17 protein-coding genes and 3 pseudogenes are annotated in these 17,627 nt (G+C 50.9%); 15 read left to right on the forward strand and 5 right to left on the reverse strand.

The window, feature by feature from the left end; genetic code table 11:
• Positions 1 to 39: 39 nt before the first annotated feature.
• The 3 genes and pseudogenes from AACQ83_RS08465 to xerC (AACQ83_RS08475) all read left to right on the forward strand — a co-directional run bounded on the left by AACQ83_RS08465 (position 40) and on the right by xerC (AACQ83_RS08475) (position 4,703).
• A complete protein-coding gene (locus tag AACQ83_RS08465; RefSeq protein WP_112878172.1) occupies positions 40 to 2,952 on the forward strand; it encodes a CHC2 zinc finger domain-containing protein in 2,913 nt (970 codons plus the stop codon).
• A gap of 332 nt (positions 2,953 to 3,284) precedes the next feature.
• Positions 3,285 to 3,593, forward strand: a pseudogene (locus AACQ83_RS08470) (site-specific integrase); the annotation flags it as partial.
• A 105-nt stretch (positions 3,594 to 3,698) separates the two neighbouring features.
• A complete protein-coding gene (gene xerC, locus AACQ83_RS08475) occupies positions 3,699 to 4,703 on the forward strand; it encodes a site-specific tyrosine recombinase XerC (RefSeq protein WP_240000754.1) in 1,005 nt (334 codons plus the stop codon).
• Between the two features lie 681 nt (positions 4,704 to 5,384).
• Here the strand turns inward: xerC (AACQ83_RS08475) and AACQ83_RS08480 are convergent.
• A complete protein-coding gene (locus AACQ83_RS08480; protein ID WP_155416485.1) occupies positions 5,385 to 5,528 on the reverse strand; it encodes a hypothetical protein in 144 nt (47 codons plus the stop codon).
• 140 nt (positions 5,529 to 5,668) lie between these two features.
• On the opposite strand from AACQ83_RS08480, the gene AACQ83_RS08485 reads away from it, so the two are divergent.
• Both AACQ83_RS08485 and AACQ83_RS08490 read left to right on the forward strand, forming a co-directional pair.
• Entirely contained in the window at positions 5,669 to 6,112 is a 444-nt protein-coding gene (locus AACQ83_RS08485) for an HNH/ENDO VII family nuclease (protein ID WP_240000745.1), read from the forward strand.
• 2 nt (positions 6,113 to 6,114) lie between these two features.
• Positions 6,115 to 6,552 (forward strand): hypothetical protein, encoded by a 438-nt coding sequence (locus tag AACQ83_RS08490; RefSeq protein ID WP_112879879.1) that lies wholly within the window; start codon positions 6,115 to 6,117, stop codon positions 6,550 to 6,552.
• Between the two features lie 49 nt (positions 6,553 to 6,601).
• Here AACQ83_RS08490 and AACQ83_RS08495 read toward each other — a convergent pair whose 3' ends face one another.
• From AACQ83_RS08495 to AACQ83_RS08505, 3 genes are all read right to left on the reverse strand, one after another.
• Positions 6,602 to 6,799: a DUF7706 family protein gene (locus AACQ83_RS08495; protein ID WP_112879880.1), complete on the reverse strand. Its 198-nt coding sequence runs from the start codon at positions 6,797 to 6,799 to the stop codon at positions 6,602 to 6,604.
• 14 nt (positions 6,800 to 6,813) lie between these two features.
• Positions 6,814 to 7,134: a SymE family type I addiction module toxin gene (locus AACQ83_RS08500; protein WP_036846042.1), complete on the reverse strand. Its 321-nt coding sequence runs from the start codon at positions 7,132 to 7,134 to the stop codon at positions 6,814 to 6,816.
• A gap of 70 nt (positions 7,135 to 7,204) precedes the next feature.
• Positions 7,205 to 7,606 carry a helix-turn-helix domain-containing protein gene (locus AACQ83_RS08505; RefSeq protein ID WP_036846045.1) on the reverse strand — a complete coding sequence of 134 codons (402 nt, stop codon included), beginning with the start codon at positions 7,604 to 7,606 and terminating at the stop codon, positions 7,205 to 7,207.
• A 102-nt stretch (positions 7,607 to 7,708) separates the two neighbouring features.
• Between AACQ83_RS08505 and AACQ83_RS08510 the strand changes: the two genes are divergently transcribed.
• The 6 genes and pseudogenes from AACQ83_RS08510 to AACQ83_RS08535 all read left to right on the forward strand — a co-directional run bounded on the left by AACQ83_RS08510 (position 7,709) and on the right by AACQ83_RS08535 (position 14,284).
• Positions 7,709 to 10,621, forward strand: a complete 2,913-nt coding sequence (locus tag AACQ83_RS08510; RefSeq protein WP_112878172.1) for a CHC2 zinc finger domain-containing protein — start codon at positions 7,709 to 7,711, stop codon at positions 10,619 to 10,621.
• 332 nt (positions 10,622 to 10,953) lie between these two features.
• Positions 10,954 to 11,262, forward strand: a pseudogene (locus AACQ83_RS08515) (site-specific integrase); the annotation flags it as partial.
• Positions 11,263 to 11,367: 105 nt separating this feature from the next.
• Complete coding sequence (gene xerC / locus AACQ83_RS08520; RefSeq protein ID WP_240000754.1) at positions 11,368 to 12,372, forward strand: site-specific tyrosine recombinase XerC; 1,005 nt, start codon at positions 11,368 to 11,370, stop codon at positions 12,370 to 12,372.
• Positions 12,373 to 13,297: 925 nt separating this feature from the next.
• Positions 13,298 to 13,393, forward strand: a pseudogene (locus AACQ83_RS08525) (RHS repeat-associated core domain-containing protein); the annotation flags it as partial.
• Positions 13,394 to 13,492: 99 nt separating this feature from the next.
• Positions 13,493 to 13,795 (forward strand): hypothetical protein, encoded by a 303-nt coding sequence (locus tag AACQ83_RS08530; RefSeq protein ID WP_046973707.1) that lies wholly within the window; start codon positions 13,493 to 13,495, stop codon positions 13,793 to 13,795.
• A 15-nt stretch (positions 13,796 to 13,810) separates the two neighbouring features.
• The gene (locus tag AACQ83_RS08535; RefSeq protein ID WP_112878580.1) at positions 13,811 to 14,284 is read left to right on the forward strand and encodes an SMI1/KNR4 family protein; all 474 of its coding nucleotides are present in this window, start codon (positions 13,811 to 13,813) and stop codon (positions 14,282 to 14,284) included.
• Positions 14,285 to 14,337: 53 nt separating this feature from the next.
• Here AACQ83_RS08535 and AACQ83_RS24600 read toward each other — a convergent pair whose 3' ends face one another.
• Positions 14,338 to 14,460: a DUF7706 family protein gene (locus tag AACQ83_RS24600; protein WP_445260526.1), complete on the reverse strand. Its 123-nt coding sequence runs from the start codon at positions 14,458 to 14,460 to the stop codon at positions 14,338 to 14,340.
• On the opposite strand from AACQ83_RS24600, the gene AACQ83_RS08540 reads away from it, so the two are divergent.
• The 4 genes from AACQ83_RS08540 to AACQ83_RS08555 all read left to right on the forward strand — a co-directional run bounded on the left by AACQ83_RS08540 (position 14,441) and on the right by AACQ83_RS08555 (position 17,331).
• Complete coding sequence (locus AACQ83_RS08540) at positions 14,441 to 14,731, forward strand: AHH domain-containing protein (protein ID WP_205068648.1); 291 nt, start codon at positions 14,441 to 14,443, stop codon at positions 14,729 to 14,731. The two genes, AACQ83_RS24600 and AACQ83_RS08540, sit on opposite strands and share 20 nt — an antisense overlap.
• Positions 14,732 to 14,787: 56 nt before the next feature.
• Positions 14,788 to 15,276 carry a hypothetical protein gene (locus AACQ83_RS08545; protein WP_146747908.1) on the forward strand — a complete coding sequence of 163 codons (489 nt, stop codon included), beginning with the start codon at positions 14,788 to 14,790 and terminating at the stop codon, positions 15,274 to 15,276.
• A 319-nt stretch (positions 15,277 to 15,595) separates the two neighbouring features.
• Positions 15,596 to 16,102, forward strand: a complete 507-nt coding sequence (locus AACQ83_RS08550; protein ID WP_112878583.1) for an SMI1/KNR4 family protein — start codon at positions 15,596 to 15,598, stop codon at positions 16,100 to 16,102.
• Positions 16,103 to 16,683: 581 nt separating this feature from the next.
• Entirely contained in the window at positions 16,684 to 17,331 is a 648-nt protein-coding gene (locus tag AACQ83_RS08555; protein ID WP_240000746.1) for an SMI1/KNR4 family protein, read from the forward strand.
• Positions 17,332 to 17,627 lie beyond the last annotated feature (296 nt).

Here is a 17,627-nt window from a genome sequence, read left to right on the forward strand (position 1 = left end):
ATATATGTCTATTGACAAGGGTTTGAAAGGAACATTTTTATGGCCCGCATTCCCGAAGCCGAATTACAGCACCTGAAAGCTGCGGTCTCCTTAGTCGCCGTGGTGGAGCAACAGGGGCGACAGCTCTTTAAACGCGGCAAAGATTACGTGCTGCTGTGCCCGTTCCATCAGGAGAAAACCCCGTCAATGGTTATCTCACCGGCAAAAAACCTCTATCACTGTTTTGGCTGTGACGCCGGCGGCTCCGTGCTCGACTGGGTGATGAAAACGGAGGGCTTAAGTCTGCGCCGGGCCGTGGAACGGTTACGCGGGGAACTGGGGGATAACCCGTCGGTGGTGCCATTGGTGCAACCGGATGAACCCGCCATGCTGGCCGATAATGACGCCGGACGGCAGGCGCTGCTCAGTCGGGTCGTCGGGTTCTACCATCATACGCTGCTGAATGCCCCCGAAGCCCTGGCTTATCTGGAAAAACGGCGGCTCAACCACCCGGAATTAGTCGCCCAGTTTAAACTGGGCTTTGCCAACCGCACGTTAGCCTATCGCCTGCCCATCAAGGCCGTGCAGGCCGGCGCACAGATCCGCGCCCGTCTTCGGGCCGTGGGGATTATGCGCGACAGCGGGCACGAGCACTTTACCGGTTCGCTGGTGATACCGGTTATCGACCCGAACGATCAGATCCGCGAGATCTACGGGCGCAAAATCACCGACCGCTTACGCAGCGGAACGCCGCTGCATCTGTACCTTCCCGGCGCACATGGCGGGATATGGAATGAGCCGGCGCTGATCAGTTCAGGGGCGGTCATCCTCTGTGAATCCTTGATCGACGCCCTGTCGTTCTGGGTAGCCGGTCACCGCCATGTCACCGCCGCCTATGGGGTGAACGGCTTCACCGATGAGATGCGGCAGGCGTTTCAGCGGCATAACGTTAAACAGGTCTTGATCGCCTACGACAACGATCCGGCAGGCAATGAGGCCGCAGTGAAACTGGCGGCAGAACTGACCGCCGACGGCATTACCGTGTTCCGGGTGGTGTTCCCCGAGGGCATGGATGCCAACGGCTATCTGTGTCAGGTCGCCGAGCCGGAACGGGCCTTCGGGTTGTTGCTGGACAGTGCCGTGCCGATGCAGGCGGCGGCAGGGATACAGGCCACCACCGCAACAGAGCGGGCCGCACTGGCTGAACATCAGCCGGTTCCGGTGCCGGAAACGGTCAGCACCTTAGCCGCCGGTATAGCCGCGTTGCCGTCAATGCCGAATGTGGTCTGGGAAACCGGCGCTAACGGCGAGATATCCCTCACCCTCGGCACTCAACAGTGGGGTATCCGGGGCCTGTCACAGGTGAAAGCCGGAGCGGCAGTGATGAAGGTCAATGTTCAGGTCGTTGATACCGACAGCGGCGTGATGTTCGCGGACAGCGTGGACATGATGAGCGCCCGCAGCCGGGGCGGGTATGCGCGGCTGGCCGCCACCGAACTGGGGCTGGCCGAAGGCGACCTGCGCCGGGCGCTGGGGCAGGTGTTGCTGGTACTGGAACAGTGTCAACAGGCCGGTGTCGGTGAACAAACCGAAACCCAGCCGGTTCCCGAACTGAGCGAAGCCCAGCGGGCAGCGGCGCTGGCGCTGCTGCAAGACCCGAAACTGAGTGAACGCATCACCGCTGACTTAGCCGCCTGTGGCGTCGTGGGGGAAAGCACCAACCTGCTGGCCGGTTACTTAGCGGCGGTCAGTCGCAAGCTGGACCGTCCGCTGGCCGTGCTGATACAGAGCAGTAGCGCCGCCGGGAAAAGTTCACTGATGGATGCCGTACTCAATCTGATACCGGAAGAAGAACGGCTGCAATACAGCGCCATGACCGGCCAGAGCCTGTTCTATCTGGGCGAAACCAATCTCCAGCATAAAATCTTAGCCATTGCCGAAGAGGAAGGGGTACGGCAGGCCGCCTATGCGCTCAAACTGTTGCAAAGCGACGGCGAACTGACCATTGCCAGCACCGGTAAAGACGACGCCAGCGGGAATCTGGTGACCAAACAGTACACGGTGAAAGGGCCGGTGATGCTGATGCTCACCACCACGGCGATTGATGTCGATGAAGAGCTGTTAAACCGCTGTCTGGTGCTGACCGTGAACGAATCGCGGGAACAAACCGAAGCTATCCACGCGTTGCAGCGCCATAAGCAGACCCTCGAAGGCTTACTGGCGGAGAATGAAAAGACCTATATCACCGACCTGCATCAGAACGCCCAGCGGCTGTTACGTCCGCTGAATGTGGTGAATCCGTTCGCCAGTCAATTAACGTTCATGAGCGATAAAACCCGCACCCGACGCGACCACATGAAATATCTCACCCTGATACAAAGTATCGCCCTGCTGCATCAGTATCAGCGGGCAGTGAAAACCGTCGAGCACCGGGGAAAACGGCTGGACTATATCGAGGTGACCAAAGAAGATATTAGCTTAGCCAACCGGCTGGCCCACGAGATATTAGGCCGCACGCTGGATGAGATGCCGCCACAGACCCGTAAGCTGCTGTTGCTGATACAGGCAATGGTGAAAGAGACGGCGGCAATGCAGCAACGCCCGGTGAACGCAGTCCGTTTTACCCGCCGGGATATCCGCAGTTATACCCACTGGAGTGACAGCCAGCTTAAACTCCACTGTCAGCGCTTAAGCGACATGGAATATCTGTTGATACATGGCGGCAGCCGCGGCCATCTGTTGCAATATGAACTGTTATGGGATGGCGATAAAACGGAGGAAGCCCACCTGTGCGGTCTGATTGAACCGGAAAATCAGGATGCCAATAGTGTGTATGACTCGTGCAAGTCTGGCTCGGATGAAAGCAAGTCGGGGTCAAGTCTGCCCCAGGTCAGGGCCAAGTCTGGTTCGCCAAAACCGGCTGCAAGCCGCAGTGACAAAGGGCTGAATGGTTCACAAGTCGGGCGAGCCTGAAAAGGACTGTTCCGGCCTCCTAAAAATCAGGCCGTCGTACCGTACTCCCCCTTCATCAACGAACCCGAAAGCCGGATACAGGAAAGTGTGAATATGACTTGTGCAAGTCTGGCTCAAATGAAGGCAAGTCAGGGTCAAGTCTGCCCCAAGTCGGGGTCAAGTCTGGTTCGCCAAAACCGGCTGCAAGCCGCAGTAGCAAAGGGTTGAATAACTCGCAAGTCTGGGCAGACAGAAAAGGACTGTTTCGGCCACTTAAAAATCAAGCCATCGTACCGGAGTGACGTATCACACACCGATAACAATAACCGCTGTTCCCTACAGGAAATCCCATCATGTCATCACCCGTTAAACGTCAATCTGAACCTGCCCGGCTGACCCTGCGCCAGCATCTGGACGCGTATCTGGATAACCTGCTGTTGCAGGGAGCGAGTCAAAAGAGCCAGTCCGCCCGTCATGAACGGCTGTCACCGTTCGTCAACTGGTGTCAGGAACAGGGCGTAATATCTGCGGCTCAGGTAACCGAGCCGTTACTGCAAAACTGGCAGCAATATCTGACCCGGTACCGCAAAGCCAACGGTCAGTCCTATACGCCGGACAGTCAGCGCCGACGCCTGCGCGCCTTACGCCTGTGGTTCGACTGGTTGCAGCAACAGCACGCTATCCCGACCAGCCCGGCGGCAACACTGGCCGCGCCAGACAGAAAAAAACGCCCCTCGGTGACGGAGACCCACGGTCAACCCGACGCCATACCGGCCCGCTTCGCCACTTTACGCCAGCATCTGGCGGCCTGGCTGGAAGCCGTGCAGGGACAGGGCTTAAGCGAACGGACACAGGAAGCCTACGAAGAGCGGCTGTTGCCGTTCATCAGCTGGTGTGAAGCACGCGGGGTCATGACCGCACCGCAGGTCAGCCTGCCGTTGCTGGAAAGTTACCAGCGCTGGCTGAGAAGCCACCGTAAAGCGGACGGCCAGCCCTACAGCCCGGGCAGTCAGCGGGACCGCCTGAGTGTCTTACGTCAGTGGTTCCGCTGGCTGCTGCAACGTCACCATATCCTGTATAACCCGACGGATAACATGGTATTGCCAAGAGAAGAAAAACGGCTGCCGGCGCAGGTGATGAATGAAGACGAAACCCACACGGTATTAGCCGCCGCCAGTATCGACACACTCACGGGCCTGAGAAACCGGGCTATCCTTGAAGTGCTGTGGAGTACCGGTATCCGGCGGATGGAAGTGGCGAACCTGCTGTTAAGCGAAGTGGACTTCGGGCGCGGCGTGGTGATGGTCAGACAGGGTAAAGGCGGTAAAGACCGGGTGGTGCCCATCGGCGAACAGGCGCTGCACTGGTTAAGTCGCTGGCTCAGTGTCCGGCCCCAGTTAACGCGCCGGGGAGACAGCGGTCACCTGTTTATCACCAGGAAAGGCCGGGGGCTGGCCAGAGGCACATTAACCCAGATAGCCGCCGACAGCATCCGTAAACAGGCGCAGCTGACTAAACCGGGGGCCTGTCATCTGTTCCGGCACTCAATGGCGACGCAGATGTTAGAGAACGGCGCAGACACCCGACACATCCAGGCGATACTGGGGCATGAGAAGCTGGAAACCACCCAAATCTATACGCGGGTGGCTATCGGTCACTTAAAGAAAGTGCATGAGCAGACCCACCCGGCAGAACGGCAGTCAAAGCAGGCAACGCCGCCAGACGATAAGCAGGCAAATAGCGACCAGCCGGACAGCCCGAAGCCGGTCTGAAACCTCAGTGCGGCTGGACAGTCCGAAAGTTAGCAAGCTCTCTGTTAATCGAGTGGAAAAGGTGAAAGGCAGACTGTGCGCGTCCCTGCGCACAGACTGCCTCCCTACCTTCGGCGTGCCCGGCAGTAAATGCCGGCCGCCCGGCGCTGAACCCCGGCGTTCTCGGTGACAGTCGTTGCCGGTCAGCCGCCATTCAACATAATGTGGCATTAAGCGCAATGGGCCTGAACGGCCCGCCACGCTTAACGAAACATTATGTCGGCGCCGCCCACCCAAGGGCGCTGCGCGGTTACCTCAACAACGGTGCGCGGCTGGCCGCCGGGGTGAGCTTCTCAGCCCCAGAGGCGCACCGGGTTCGCTCGCTCACCCGCTGCTGTCAGTATCAGTGCTAAAATCCACCGCCGCAGTCGCCGCCGTCCGTGGCGGCTCCGGCACCCAAATCTACCTGAAACTGTTGCCGGTCAGCCTGTTAAGGTCAACAGCCCTGAAAGCAGGCCAGCGAGCTGGCCGCGGTTTATTGCCCCCGCCCCAACCCCGCTGCACTGGCTGCGCCCGGCTCGCAGTCGCAGGCTCCTTGCTCGTTCCCGTGCTCGCCATCTCCGCCCCGTGCAGCCCCCAGGGGCTTCCCCGCAGAAAAGCTTCACCTGCGGGCCTCGCCGGCCCGCACCCGGCCAACCCGCGTCAGCGGCGCAGACAAGCTGCCCCGCCGTCGCGGGTTCCCGATAAAACCCGGTTCCGGCAGGAAAACGGGGCCTCAACCCGGTGCTGACGTCGGGGAAAAAATGCGCTAACATCGGCAAAATGCCCGTCGGGGCGAGTTGGCATGCTCTTTAACAGGGTGGGAAAAAGCGGCGGAGAAAAAGGCTGCTAAATCAAAGGGAAAAGTGGCCTAAAGAGTATGATGGCGTCGGGATAGTGCCGAAGACCCGATTGGGCTGGCAGGGGGTCCGAATCCCTATGCGTATGTGCCTAACCCGGCAAACTGGATTGACCCTCTGGGGCTAAGTGGTTTCTTTACACCATCTATTTTTAACGCGCCTTCTGGAAGTACCCATACTGTTTACCAGCAAGCTATTGATTGGGATCTGCCTGTTAATACAAGAAATGGAATAAAAACAAATATTGATTTAGCATTAGAAGGTAAAAGTCCTTTTGTTGTTAAGAATGGTAAATATTCACAGATAAATTTACATCACTCCAAACAAAACGGATTAGGATCATTATTTGAACTTTCGGCTGATACTCATCAGAAATATTATGGAACTAAAGCGCTTCATCCACATTTGCCGAATGCACATCCAATTAACCCTGTTAATCGAGATCAATTTAATATAGATCGTGATGCATATTGGCGAAACAGAGCCGAAGCTGAATTGAAGATTAGAAAACCTAGAAAATGTGGGATATAAACATGTTATCTGACAAAGTAAGAGAGCATCTTAAGAATCAAGGATGGTGGTACGAAGAGGTTACCGAAGAATATCATAATACTTTGATTAACCTAGATATTAATCTGGAATCTGATTTTTCTCAGTTCTATTTACACGCCGAAGATGGACCAACATTTTACAGTAGAAATCGTGAAATTTATCAAATCTGTTGGTTCATAATTAACTCTAACTATATGTTAGATGTAAAAAGAATGCATAAGTCTCTTAATCTACCTGAGGAATATATTCCTTTAGATAGTTTCGAGGGAGAGTATGGTTTTTTTTATAATAGGAAAACAGGTGAAATATTAGAATTGAGTTTAGGACAAGCAATGAAAGATTTTTCTGATGGGAAATTAAAACCACAATGGAAAGACTTTAATTCTTTTATTGAATGGTTCTTTGAATTAACTAACTAATCACAACTATAAAAACAGGCCGGAAAGATCTTCCGGCCTTCTTTATGATCTAGCGGGGCGCATACCCACGGTAAGCCAGAGCGGATTGAAGCTTAACGATCGCATCCTTAATCTGATACGCTTCCTCGTCATTCACCGCGCAGGCGCGTATCTCAGACCAGCACAGCCGCTTAACCAGTTGGGCCAAGGCCAGTGCTTCAATGTGGGTTAACTGAATGTCCTGTAAATGTTCAATGGCTATCGTCATCTCATGCGCTCCCCTTAACCCACAAAACCGGTTATCAACGCCCGCATCTGCTGCTTAATTTCCCGCAGTTGAGCCTGTTGTCGCTGGTACTGCTGATGCTGTTGTTGGGTGGCTTCACTGTCAGGAATGAGCACCAGACAACCGTCCATCACCTTCACCGTAATCTGGCCGCCCGTATTAAACCCCGCCTGCCTAAGCCATTGCCCCTTAAGATGTATCGCCGGTGTGGCATTGTTGACCTTATTCCCGTTCGGCACATAACCCACCGTGTAATAACGTTCTGTTTTCACGGCTTTATTTACCGCCGCTTCTGCTTTAGAATGCGCCTTAGCCATAGTAACTACCCTTTTAGTTGCTTGTGGTGAGCGGCAGGCGTGAGGTGCGAACTCACCCTGCCGCGCTATCTCAACGCTTAGTACTGTTAAATCCCATTGCCTGTTCAACCATTGCTTTCTTGACAAAGCTGTCAAGTACCACGATCAACGCTTGTTGATCGGTATCTGGCAACAGGTCCGCTTTTTGCCACAAGGAATGTAATGTGTGGTTGCGGATCTTCACTTCATCCGATATAGCCTTGCGGCCAACCAGTTCATCTATCGTGACCTGGAGCACATCCGCGATCTTAATAACCGTCTCCAGATGCGGCGCACTCGCGCCTTTCTCCCAACGATTATAAGCGCGCGGATCAACTCTCAATAGTTCAGCCAGCCGAACCTGACTTAAATTACGTGCCTCACGCAACAAACGAAGACGCTCTGCAAATGCTGACATATCCAACCCTGCACACAATGAATCAATAGGGTTCATTGTACCGTCTCCTTTTTTAGCTGCCTGTTGCAAATCCCATAATATATAGATAATATAATCTACATATATGTCTATTGACAAGGATTTAAAAGGAACATTTTTATGGCCCGCATTCCCGAAGCCGAATTACAGCACCTGAAAGCTGCGGTCTCCTTAGTCGCCGTGGTGGAGCAACAGGGGCGACAGCTCTTTAAACGCGGCAAAGATTACGTGCTGCTGTGCCCGTTCCATCAGGAGAAAACCCCGTCAATGGTTATCTCACCGGCAAAAAACCTCTATCACTGTTTTGGCTGTGACGCCGGCGGCTCCGTGCTCGACTGGGTGATGAAAACGGAGGGCTTAAGTCTGCGCCGGGCCGTGGAACGGTTACGCGGGGAACTGGGGGATAACCCGTCGGTGGTGCCATTGGTGCAACCGGATGAACCCGCCATGCTGGCCGATAATGACGCCGGACGGCAGGCGCTGCTCAGTCGGGTCGTCGGGTTCTACCATCATACGCTGCTGAATGCCCCCGAAGCCCTGGCTTATCTGGAAAAACGGCGGCTCAACCACCCGGAATTAGTCGCCCAGTTTAAACTGGGCTTTGCCAACCGCACGTTAGCCTATCGCCTGCCCATCAAGGCCGTGCAGGCCGGCGCACAGATCCGCGCCCGTCTTCGGGCCGTGGGGATTATGCGCGACAGCGGGCACGAGCACTTTACCGGTTCGCTGGTGATACCGGTTATCGACCCGAACGATCAGATCCGCGAGATCTACGGGCGCAAAATCACCGACCGCTTACGCAGCGGAACGCCGCTGCATCTGTACCTTCCCGGCGCACATGGCGGGATATGGAATGAGCCGGCGCTGATCAGTTCAGGGGCGGTCATCCTCTGTGAATCCTTGATCGACGCCCTGTCGTTCTGGGTAGCCGGTCACCGCCATGTCACCGCCGCCTATGGGGTGAACGGCTTCACCGATGAGATGCGGCAGGCGTTTCAGCGGCATAACGTTAAACAGGTCTTGATCGCCTACGACAACGATCCGGCAGGCAATGAGGCCGCAGTGAAACTGGCGGCAGAACTGACCGCCGACGGCATTACCGTGTTCCGGGTGGTGTTCCCCGAGGGCATGGATGCCAACGGCTATCTGTGTCAGGTCGCCGAGCCGGAACGGGCCTTCGGGTTGTTGCTGGACAGTGCCGTGCCGATGCAGGCGGCGGCAGGGATACAGGCCACCACCGCAACAGAGCGGGCCGCACTGGCTGAACATCAGCCGGTTCCGGTGCCGGAAACGGTCAGCACCTTAGCCGCCGGTATAGCCGCGTTGCCGTCAATGCCGAATGTGGTCTGGGAAACCGGCGCTAACGGCGAGATATCCCTCACCCTCGGCACTCAACAGTGGGGTATCCGGGGCCTGTCACAGGTGAAAGCCGGAGCGGCAGTGATGAAGGTCAATGTTCAGGTCGTTGATACCGACAGCGGCGTGATGTTCGCGGACAGCGTGGACATGATGAGCGCCCGCAGCCGGGGCGGGTATGCGCGGCTGGCCGCCACCGAACTGGGGCTGGCCGAAGGCGACCTGCGCCGGGCGCTGGGGCAGGTGTTGCTGGTACTGGAACAGTGTCAACAGGCCGGTGTCGGTGAACAAACCGAAACCCAGCCGGTTCCCGAACTGAGCGAAGCCCAGCGGGCAGCGGCGCTGGCGCTGCTGCAAGACCCGAAACTGAGTGAACGCATCACCGCTGACTTAGCCGCCTGTGGCGTCGTGGGGGAAAGCACCAACCTGCTGGCCGGTTACTTAGCGGCGGTCAGTCGCAAGCTGGACCGTCCGCTGGCCGTGCTGATACAGAGCAGTAGCGCCGCCGGGAAAAGTTCACTGATGGATGCCGTACTCAATCTGATACCGGAAGAAGAACGGCTGCAATACAGCGCCATGACCGGCCAGAGCCTGTTCTATCTGGGCGAAACCAATCTCCAGCATAAAATCTTAGCCATTGCCGAAGAGGAAGGGGTACGGCAGGCCGCCTATGCGCTCAAACTGTTGCAAAGCGACGGCGAACTGACCATTGCCAGCACCGGTAAAGACGACGCCAGCGGGAATCTGGTGACCAAACAGTACACGGTGAAAGGGCCGGTGATGCTGATGCTCACCACCACGGCGATTGATGTCGATGAAGAGCTGTTAAACCGCTGTCTGGTGCTGACCGTGAACGAATCGCGGGAACAAACCGAAGCTATCCACGCGTTGCAGCGCCATAAGCAGACCCTCGAAGGCTTACTGGCGGAGAATGAAAAGACCTATATCACCGACCTGCATCAGAACGCCCAGCGGCTGTTACGTCCGCTGAATGTGGTGAATCCGTTCGCCAGTCAATTAACGTTCATGAGCGATAAAACCCGCACCCGACGCGACCACATGAAATATCTCACCCTGATACAAAGTATCGCCCTGCTGCATCAGTATCAGCGGGCAGTGAAAACCGTCGAGCACCGGGGAAAACGGCTGGACTATATCGAGGTGACCAAAGAAGATATTAGCTTAGCCAACCGGCTGGCCCACGAGATATTAGGCCGCACGCTGGATGAGATGCCGCCACAGACCCGTAAGCTGCTGTTGCTGATACAGGCAATGGTGAAAGAGACGGCGGCAATGCAGCAACGCCCGGTGAACGCAGTCCGTTTTACCCGCCGGGATATCCGCAGTTATACCCACTGGAGTGACAGCCAGCTTAAACTCCACTGTCAGCGCTTAAGCGACATGGAATATCTGTTGATACATGGCGGCAGCCGCGGCCATCTGTTGCAATATGAACTGTTATGGGATGGCGATAAAACGGAGGAAGCCCACCTGTGCGGTCTGATTGAACCGGAAAATCAGGATGCCAATAGTGTGTATGACTCGTGCAAGTCTGGCTCGGATGAAAGCAAGTCGGGGTCAAGTCTGCCCCAGGTCAGGGCCAAGTCTGGTTCGCCAAAACCGGCTGCAAGCCGCAGTGACAAAGGGCTGAATGGTTCACAAGTCGGGCGAGCCTGAAAAGGACTGTTCCGGCCTCCTAAAAATCAGGCCGTCGTACCGTACTCCCCCTTCATCAACGAACCCGAAAGCCGGATACAGGAAAGTGTGAATATGACTTGTGCAAGTCTGGCTCAAATGAAGGCAAGTCAGGGTCAAGTCTGCCCCAAGTCGGGGTCAAGTCTGGTTCGCCAAAACCGGCTGCAAGCCGCAGTAGCAAAGGGTTGAATAACTCGCAAGTCTGGGCAGACAGAAAAGGACTGTTTCGGCCACTTAAAAATCAAGCCATCGTACCGGAGTGACGTATCACACACCGATAACAATAACCGCTGTTCCCTACAGGAAATCCCATCATGTCATCACCCGTTAAACGTCAATCTGAACCTGCCCGGCTGACCCTGCGCCAGCATCTGGACGCGTATCTGGATAACCTGCTGTTGCAGGGAGCGAGTCAAAAGAGCCAGTCCGCCCGTCATGAACGGCTGTCACCGTTCGTCAACTGGTGTCAGGAACAGGGCGTAATATCTGCGGCTCAGGTAACCGAGCCGTTACTGCAAAACTGGCAGCAATATCTGACCCGGTACCGCAAAGCCAACGGTCAGTCCTATACGCCGGACAGTCAGCGCCGACGCCTGCGCGCCTTACGCCTGTGGTTCGACTGGTTGCAGCAACAGCACGCTATCCCGACCAGCCCGGCGGCAACACTGGCCGCGCCAGACAGAAAAAAACGCCCCTCGGTGACGGAGACCCACGGTCAACCCGACGCCATACCGGCCCGCTTCGCCACTTTACGCCAGCATCTGGCGGCCTGGCTGGAAGCCGTGCAGGGACAGGGCTTAAGCGAACGGACACAGGAAGCCTACGAAGAGCGGCTGTTGCCGTTCATCAGCTGGTGTGAAGCACGCGGGGTCATGACCGCACCGCAGGTCAGCCTGCCGTTGCTGGAAAGTTACCAGCGCTGGCTGAGAAGCCACCGTAAAGCGGACGGCCAGCCCTACAGCCCGGGCAGTCAGCGGGACCGCCTGAGTGTCTTACGTCAGTGGTTCCGCTGGCTGCTGCAACGTCACCATATCCTGTATAACCCGACGGATAACATGGTATTGCCAAGAGAAGAAAAACGGCTGCCGGCGCAGGTGATGAATGAAGACGAAACCCACACGGTATTAGCCGCCGCCAGTATCGACACACTCACGGGCCTGAGAAACCGGGCTATCCTTGAAGTGCTGTGGAGTACCGGTATCCGGCGGATGGAAGTGGCGAACCTGCTGTTAAGCGAAGTGGACTTCGGGCGCGGCGTGGTGATGGTCAGACAGGGTAAAGGCGGTAAAGACCGGGTGGTGCCCATCGGCGAACAGGCGCTGCACTGGTTAAGTCGCTGGCTCAGTGTCCGGCCCCAGTTAACGCGCCGGGGAGACAGCGGTCACCTGTTTATCACCAGGAAAGGCCGGGGGCTGGCCAGAGGCACATTAACCCAGATAGCCGCCGACAGCATCCGTAAACAGGCGCAGCTGACTAAACCGGGGGCCTGTCATCTGTTCCGGCACTCAATGGCGACGCAGATGTTAGAGAACGGCGCAGACACCCGACACATCCAGGCGATACTGGGGCATGAGAAGCTGGAAACCACCCAAATCTATACGCGGGTGGCTATCGGTCACTTAAAGAAAGTGCATGAGCAGACCCACCCGGCAGAACGGCAGTCAAAGCAGGCAACGCCGCCAGACGATAAGCAGGCAAATAGCGACCAGCCGGACAGCCCGAAGCCGGTCTGAAACCTCAGTGCGGCTGGACAGTCCGAAAGTTAGCAAGCTCTCTGTTAATCGAGTGGAAAAGGTGAAAGGCAGACTGTGCGCGTCCCTGCGCACAGACTGCCTCCCTACCTTCGGCGTGCCCGGCAGTAAATGCCGGCCGCCCGGCGCTGAACCCCGGCGTTCTCGGTGACAGTCGTTGCCGGTCAGCCGCCATTCAACATAATGTGGCATTAAGCGCAATGGGCCTGAACGGCCCGCCACGCTTAACGAAACATTATGTCGGCGCCGCCCACCCAAGGGCGCTGCGCGGTTACCTCAACAACGGTGCGCGGCTGGCCGCCGGGGTGAGCTTCTCAGCCCCAGAGGCGCACCGGGTTCGCTCGCTCACCCGCTGCTGTCAGTATCAGTGCTAAAATCCACCGCCGCAGTCGCCGCCGTCCGTGGCGGCTCCGGTGCCCAAACCCGCCTGAAACCGTGGCCGGTCAGCCCGTCAAGGTCAACAGCCCTGAAGGCAGGCCAGCAAGCTGGCGAGGTTTATGGCCCCCGCCCAACCCCGCTGCACTGGCTGCGTCCGGCTCGCAGTCGCAGGCTCCTCGCTCGTTCCCGTACTCGCCATCTCCGCCCCGTCCGCCCCCGCAGGCAGGGGCTCCCCGCTTAACGGCTTCACCTGCGGGCCTCGCCGGCCCGCACCCGGCCAACCCGCGTCAGCGGCGCAGACAAGCTGCCCCGCCGTCGCGGGTTCCCGATAACACCCGATTCCGGCAGGAAAAGGGAGCTGACACCCGAATATGACATCGGGGAAAAAGTGAGCTAAAATCGGCAAAATGCCCGTCGGGGCGAGTTGGCATGCTCTTTAACAGGGTGGGAAAAAACGGCGGAGAAAAAGGCTGTTAAATCAGGGGGAAAAGTCGGCTAAACCGTATGATGGCGTCGGGATAGTGCCGAAGATCCGCTCGGGCTGAACGGGGGCCTGAATCCCTATTCGTACGTCCATAATCCCACCGGATGGGTTGATCCTCTGGGGCTGGCAACATGCCCAGTAATCAAACAACGTGTTCTGGACAATATCGCAGCAAGTAAAGCCGCCAGAGAATCACCTAATTTCAGTAAACCTAATACAAAAACGGGTTTTGGTTATGGAGTGAATGATAAGCCCGTCAGAATATCTGGAGACTGGAGTAAACAAGACATATTTAATGGATTGCATGGAAGAACACCTAAAGGTTTAGGCTCGCCAGATCTACATCATGCTCATCAAATGCCAGGTTCTGCCATCCATGAAGTTTTACCAAACGTTCATAGAGGCAATACTGCATTACATCCAAATAAATTTAATCAGGGTGTCACACCGGCCATGCGAGATGCGGATAGGAAATTACATTGGTGGTATAGAGCAAGAGAACAAGGTGCAGAGCAAATATATCCTCATCTAATTTACGATTAATATTTTGGTACTAACATGAATACACATGAATTCTCACGAGTTGTTAATTATGTAAAAAGCATCAAACCAAATTGGTTTTTATCAGGAGATGAATATTTGGCAAGTAAGGAGGATATAGAACAAGTAGAGTTGCTTGTAGGAGGAACTTTACCAGATGAATATGTTTATTTTTCAAATAATTATAATGCCGGATATTTTGCATTCGTGAATATTTACTCTCTTAATCCTAATAGTGAGTGGTATTTACCTGTTAAGAATAAAGAATATGAAATGGTCTCAATGCCACAAGGTTTTATTGCTTTTAGTGATGATGAAACTGGTGGTTATTACGGTTTTTTAAAAGAGAAGACTCAATATAAAAATGAAGTATATTTTTTTGATTCATCAGGGGATGGAAGCATTGAATCAATAAAAGAGGATTTTTTTGAATTTGTTGTTAGCAGAGGTTTCCAACCAGAACATTTTGATTTAGATGTTTTAACTCAATAATGATTCGAATCAAAACCGGAAGACCCTTCGAGATCTTCCGGTCTTCTCATGATCTATCTTGGTGAATACCCACGGTAAGCCAATGCCGATTGGAGCTTAGAGATCGCATCCTTAATCTGATACGCTTCCTCTGATGATGCTAGTAATGGAATATTTTTGAGGCTGCCAGACCCCATCAAAGATAAAAAGGTTGCTACTACAGTTAGCACAATGGCAAGACATCGAGGTAGCCATAATGGATATTCCTCCGCAGTTGAAAAAGCTCTAAATAAAATTGATTTAAACCAGCCTACTAATGTCATAGCAAAACAAGTTGCTAACATACAAAATAAGGTGAAGAAAGCAATGATGAATGGCATGCCAATTAGGTCGAAAGATATTGCTAAGAATCCTGATATAGGCAAGCAAAGGGCTTTTGAATTGTGGGATAATATATTTAATAAATAGAGGTGATATATGATTGATACAAAAAAGAATTTATTATTGAACCAATGGCTTTTCTTTTGTCTGAAAAATTATTTTCAGGGGTTCTTAGCAATCAATCTGGTCGTTATTTAGAAATTCATGATCCTGAATTAGCACTGACTTTATCTTTTGAACAATTATTACCCGACGGGTATTTAGTATGGTTAGATCTCATTGAGAATTCTATAAGTAAATTTAGGTTAAGAAGTGAATTTCATGAAGCTGACGAATGCTTAAATGATATAAGTAAAGAGTTTTCTGTTCATTATGACAAAATTTCAATTGCCTATAGAAAGAAAAAAATAAAAAAAGAAAATTCTGACTATGATGATTTTTATTTTGAAGTCTTAGATAAAGTATATTCTCAATTAAACATGTTATCTATTCAAAGGTATATATTAGGTGAACAAAAAGAATCAATTTTGGAAAAAATCTTTGAGATATATAAAGAAGGTCTTTATCCATGCGGAATGACCAAGGATAAAAAGATAGTTGCTTTTAATCCAATGGTATTAAAAAACAGTTGATATAGAAGACATATCATCATGAAAAAGCCGGAAAGATCCCCGTGATCTTCCGGCTTTGTTATCCTTATCCTTATGCTTATGCTTAAAATAAATATTCCACAGGGTTGATGTTATATATTAAATATATAAATTAAAATCACAAAAATATAAAACTCATGGTAAATATATACATAAGCTATATTTTGGATATTTTATTCTGTTTTCTCCCTGAAACAGTAAAAAACCGGGATCGCTTCCGGCTGGAGTTACAATAAAAGCTGAAGGTTCAGGTAGTTTCTTTACACATGTAACTGTCCTTAATCCCCCAGGAATGTAAACTATGAGCATATTTAATTTAAAGACTATATTACCTCCTCCTGTATCTCCGAATGAAGCAGGTCAAAAGGAGAAATGGCCATTGACAGATAATAACTACCATTTTCCTAATGATTTCATTGAGTTCATAAATTGCTATGGGACAGGACGAATAGCTAACTTTATTAATATATTTAATCCATTTAGTGAAAATGATGATCTAAATTTCTTCAATCAGAAGGATTTAATTATTGAGGATGATAAAGATTATTATCGGTTTTCTCTTTATCCTAATAAAGATGGATTACTTCCAATAGGAGTGACTGATAATGGTGATTATATATTCTGGGTTATATCACCAACAGATAACAGTGATTCATGGAAAATAGCAATTATTGCCTCAAGATCTCCAGAAGTCGAATACAGGCAAGAAGATCTGACATCTTTTTTAGAAGGTGTTTTATCCAAGAAAATAAAATGCATGTCATTCCCTGATAATTTCCCACCTAATAATATAGCATTTAAAAAATAAGCCGGAAAGATCCCCGTGATCTTTCCGGCTTTGTTATTTTTATGCTTAAAATAAATATTCTACAGGATTGATGCTATATATTAACTATATAAATTAAAAACGAAAGAAGATAAACAAAGAAATAATACAGAAAAATATAAAATTCATGGCAAATATATACATAGGCTATATTTTAACTATTTTATTCTGTTTTCTCCCTGANGTTTTCTCTTTATCCTAATAAAGATGGATTACTTCCAATAGGAGTGACTGATAATGGTGATTCATGGAAAATAGCAATTATTGCCTCAAGATCTCCAGAAGTCGAATACAGGCAAGAAGATCTGACATCTTTTTTAGAAGGTGTTTTATCCAAGAAAATAAAATGCATGTCATTCCCTGATAATTTCCCACCTAATAATATAGCATTTAAAAAATAAGCCGGAAAGATCCCCGTGATCTTTCCGGCTTTGTTATTTTTATGCTTAAAATAAATATTCTACAGGATTGATGCTATATATTAACTATATAAATTAAAAACGAAAGAATATAAAATAAATAAGAAGATAAACAAAGAAATAATACAGAAAAATATAAGATTCATGGCAAATATATACATAGGCTATATTTTAACTATTTTATTCTGTTTTCTCCCTGAAACAAAGCCGGAATCGCTTCCGGCTGGAGTTACAATAAAAGCTGAAGGTTCAGGTGGTTTCTTTATACATGTAATTGTCCTTAATCCCCCAGGAATGCAAACTATGAGCATATTTAATTTAAAAACTATATTACCTCCTCCTGTATCTCCGAATGAAGCAGGTCAAAAGGAGAAATGGCCATTGATAGATAATAACTACCATTTTCCTAATGATTTCATTGAGTTCATAAATTGCTATGGAACAGGAAGAATAGCTAACTTTATTAATATATTTAATCCATTTAGTGAAAATGATAATCTAAATTTCTTCAATCAGAAGGATTTGATTATTGAGGATTTTAATTATTTAATTGAGGATGATAAAGATTATTATCAGTTTTCTCTTTATCCTAATAAAGATGGATTACTTCCAATAGGAGTGACTGATAATGGTGATTCATGGAAAATAGCAATTATTGCCTCAAGATCTCCAGAAGTCGAATACAGGCAAGAAAATCTAACATCTTTTTTAGAAGGTGTTTTATCCAAGAAAATAAAATGCATGTCATTCCCTGATAATTTCCCACCTAATAATATAGCATTTAAAAAATAAGCCGGAAAGATCCCCGTGATCTTTCCGGCTTTGTTATTTTTATGCTTAAAATAAATATTCTACAGGATTGATGCTATATATTAACTATATAAATTAAAAACGAAAGAAGATAAACAAAGAAATAATACAGAAAAATATAAAATTCATGGCAAATATATACATAGGCTATATTTTAACTATTTTATTCTGTTTTCTCCCTGAGTAAAAAGCCGGAATCGCTTCCGGCTGGCTTCTTTCTTACCGTGGTGAATACCCATGCCACGCCAACGCCGACTGATTAGTGCAATGGCAAGGCA

Source organism: Photorhabdus sp. S10-54, from assembly GCF_963878145.1.
GTDB classification, from domain to species: domain Bacteria; phylum Pseudomonadota; class Gammaproteobacteria; order Enterobacterales; family Enterobacteriaceae; genus Photorhabdus; species Photorhabdus kayaii.

Coding starts and splice junctions, on each gene's coding strand:
- AACQ83_RS08465 (WP_112878172.1), top strand. CDS start 40: ATGGCCCGCATTCCCGAAGCCGAATTACAGCACCTGAAAGCTGCGGTC.
- AACQ83_RS08480 (WP_155416485.1), bottom strand. CDS start 5,528: ATGCCAACTCGCCCCGACGGGCATTTTGCCGATGTTAGCGCATTTTTT.
- AACQ83_RS08490 (WP_112879879.1), top strand. CDS start 6,115: ATGTTATCTGACAAAGTAAGAGAGCATCTTAAGAATCAAGGATGGTGG.
- AACQ83_RS08495 (WP_112879880.1), bottom strand. CDS start 6,799: ATGACGATAGCCATTGAACATTTACAGGACATTCAGTTAACCCACATT.
- AACQ83_RS08500 (WP_036846042.1), bottom strand. CDS start 7,134: ATGGCTAAGGCGCATTCTAAAGCAGAAGCGGCGGTAAATAAAGCCGTG.
- AACQ83_RS08505 (WP_036846045.1), bottom strand. CDS start 7,606: ATGAACCCTATTGATTCATTGTGTGCAGGGTTGGATATGTCAGCATTT.
- AACQ83_RS08510 (WP_112878172.1), top strand. CDS start 7,709: ATGGCCCGCATTCCCGAAGCCGAATTACAGCACCTGAAAGCTGCGGTC.
- AACQ83_RS08535 (WP_112878580.1), top strand. CDS start 13,811: ATGAATACACATGAATTCTCACGAGTTGTTAATTATGTAAAAAGCATC.
- AACQ83_RS24600 (WP_445260526.1), bottom strand. CDS start 14,460: ATGGGGTCTGGCAGCCTCAAAAATATTCCATTACTAGCATCATCAGAG.
- AACQ83_RS08550 (WP_112878583.1), top strand. CDS start 15,596: ATGAGCATATTTAATTTAAAGACTATATTACCTCCTCCTGTATCTCCG.
- AACQ83_RS08555 (WP_240000746.1), top strand. CDS start 16,684: ATGGCAAATATATACATAGGCTATATTTTAACTATTTTATTCTGTTTT.